This window comes from Photobacterium sp. GB-36 (assembly GCF_003026135.1).
Lineage (GTDB): Bacteria > Pseudomonadota > Gammaproteobacteria > Enterobacterales > Vibrionaceae > Photobacterium.
In genome coordinates this window covers 1-3,427 of the sequence record NZ_PYNY01000052.1, presented here as the reverse complement: position 1 = coordinate 3,427, position 3,427 = coordinate 1, and the positions used below count along the sequence as shown (strand labels likewise).

General features: G+C 46.3%; 1 protein-coding gene. It reads right to left on the bottom strand.

Translation table 11 applies throughout. The features are described from left to right. Nucleotides 1-3,427 (bottom strand): Ig-like domain-containing protein (locus C9J46_RS21090; protein WP_146144680.1); only part of this gene is annotated, 3,427 nt, incomplete at both ends.

Sequence of the window (3,427 nt, the reverse complement as noted above, 5' to 3'; positions counted from 1 at the left end):
CCATCAACATCTGTCGCAGACAGTTGACCGCTCACGGCGACTTCTTCATCAGTCGTGACAGTAATGTCACTACCCAGTGGATTATTGTTGTCATCAACCAATACTGGCGCATCATTGATTGGCTTCACGGTCACATTAACAGTAATAGTATCTGTACCGCCGTTGCCGTCACTGACTTCAACCTTAAAGCTATCTTCACCGTGGAAATTAGTCTTAGGTGTGTAAGTCCACGTGCCATCAGTGTTAACCGTCACTGTGCCATTGGTTGGATTCGTCGATGAAGCGAAGGTTAAGCTATCACCATCAACATCTGTTGCTGACAGTTTGCCGCTCACTGCCACTTCTTCATCTGTCGTGACGGCAATGTCTGTGCCTAATGGATCATTGTTATCATCAACCAGTACTGGTGCATCATTGATTGGATTCACGGTCACATTTACAGTGATGGTATCGGTGCCACCCTTGCCGTCACTGACGATAACATCAAATTTGTCGCTACCATTAAAGTCGCTGTTTGGTGTGTAAGTCCACGTGCCGTCAGTATTCACGACGACGGTGCCATTGGTTGGGTTGGTCGATGAAGTGAAGGTTAAGCTATCACCATCAACATCGGTCGCGGACAGTTGACCGCTCACGGCGACTTCTTCATCTGTCGTGACAGTAATGTCACTGCCTAGTGGATTATTGTTACTGTCAACCAATACTGGTGCATCATTGATAGGATTCACGGTTACATTAACAGTGATGGTGTCAGTACCGCCGTTGCCGTCACTGACGATAACATCAAATTTGTCGCTACCATTAAAGTCACTGTTTGGTGTGTAAGTCCACGTACCGTCAGTGTTAACCGTCACTTGACCATTTGTCGGGTTAGAACTTTGCGTGAAGGTTAAGCTATCACCATCCGCATCGGTCGCGGACAGTTGACCGCTCACTGCGACTTCTTCATCTGTCGTAACGGTAATATCACTGCCCAGTGGATCATTGTTATCATCAACCAATACTGGCGCATCATTGATTGGATTAACTTTGACATTAACGGTGATGGTGTCGGTACCACCTTTACCATCACTGACTTCAACCTTAAAGCTATCTTCACCGTGGAAATTAGTCTTAGGGGTGTAAGTCCACGTGCCGTCAATATTAACCGTCACTTGACCATTGGTCGGGTTAGAACTTTGCGAGAAGGTTAAGTTATCGCCATCTGCATCTGTCGCAGACAGTTGACCGCTCACTGCGACTTCTTCATCGGTCGTAACGGTAATGTCACTGCCCAGTGGATTATTGTTGTCATCAACCAATACTGGCGCATCATTGATTGGCTTCACGGTCACATTAACAGTAATAGTATCTGTACCGCCGTTGCCGTCACTGACTTCCACCTTAAAGCTATCTTCACCGTGGAAATTAGTCTTAGGTGTGTAAGTCCACGTGCCATCAGTGTTAACTGTCACTTGACCATTGGTCGGGTTAGAACTTTGCGTGAAGGTTAAGCTATCACCATCCGCATCGGTCGCGGACAGTTTGCCGCTCACGGCGACTTCTTCATCGGTCGTGACGGTAATGTCACTGCCTAATGGATCATTGTTATCATCAACCAATACTGGCGCATCATTGATTGGCTTCACGGTCACATTAACAGTGATGGTGTCAGTGCCACCGTTGCCGTCACTGACCTCAACCTTAAAGCTATCATCACCATGGAAATTAGTCTTAGGTGTGTAAGTCCATGTGCCGTCAGTATTAACCGTCACTTGACCATTTGTCGGGTTAGAACTTTGCGTGAAGGTTAAGCTATCACCATCAACATCTGTCGCAGACAGTTGACCGCTCACGGCGACTTCTTCATCAGTCGTGACAGTAATGTCACTACCCAGTGGATTATTGTTGTCATCAACCAATACTGGCGCATCATTGATTGGCTTCACGGTCACATTAACAGTAATAGTATCTGTACCGCCGTTGCCGTCACTGACTTCAACGTTAAAGCTATCTTCACCGTGGAAATTAGTCTTAGGTGTGTAAGTCCACGTGCCATCAGTGTTAACCGTCACTGTGCCATTGGTTGGATTCGTCGATGAAGCGAAGGTTAAGCTATCGCCATCAACATCGGTCGCGAACAGTTTGCCGCTCACTGCGACTTCTTCATCTGTCGTAACGGTAATGTCACTACCCAGAGGATCATTGTTATCGTCAACCAATACTGGCGCATCATTGATTGGATTAACTTTGATATTCACCGTGATGGTGTCAGTACCACCTTTGCCGTCACTGACCTCAACCTTAAAGCTATCTTTGCCATTAAAGTCACTGTTTGGTGTGTAAGTCCATGTGCCATCAGTGTTGACGGTAACTGTACCGTTCGTTGGATTCGTCGATGAAGTGAACGTTAAGCTATCGCCATCAACATCGGTCGCGGACAATTTGCCGCTCACTGCGACTTCTTCATCGGTCTCAACACCAATATCTGTGCCCAGTGGATTATTGTTATCATCAACAATCACTGGCGCATCATTGATAGGATTCACGGTCACATTAACAGTGATGGTATCGGTGCCGCCGTTGCCGTCACTGACCTCAACGTTAAAGCTATCTTCACCGTGGAAATTAGTCTTAGGTGTGTAAGTCCATGTGCCGTCAGTGTTAACCGTCACTTGACCATTTGTCGGATTAGAACTTTGCGTGAAGGTTAAGTTATCACCATCAACATCGGTCGCAGACAGTTGACCGCTCACGGCGACTTCTTCATCGGTCGTGACGGTAATGTCACTGCCTAATGGATTATTGTTATCATCAACCAATACTGGTGCATCATTGATTGGATTAACTTTGATATTCACGGTAATGGTGTCGGTGCCGCCGTTGCCGTCACTGACTTCCACCTTAAAGCTATCATCACCGTTAAAGTCATTGTTTGGTGTGTAAGTCCACGTACCGTCAGTGTTAACCGTCACTTGACCATTGGTCGGGTTAGAAATTTGCGTGAAGGTTAAGTTATCGCCATCAACATCTGTCGCAGACAGTTGACCGCTCACTGCGACTTCTTCATCTGTCGTAACAGTAATGTCACTGCCTAATGGATCATTGTTATCATCAACCAATACTGGCGCATCATTGATTGGATTAACTTTGACATTCACGGTGATGGTGTCGGTACCACCTTTACCATCACTGACTTCAACGTTAAAGCTATCATCACCGTTAAAATCATTGTTTGGTGTGTAAGTCCACGTACCGTCAGTGTTAACCGTCACTTGACCATTTGTCGGGTTAGAACTTTGCGTGAAGGTTAAGCTATCACCATCAACATCTGTCGCAGACAGTTGACCGCTCACGGCGACTTCTTCATCAGTCGTGACAGTAATGTCACTACCCAGTGGATTATTGTTGTCATCAACCAATACTGGCGCATCATTGATTGGCTTCA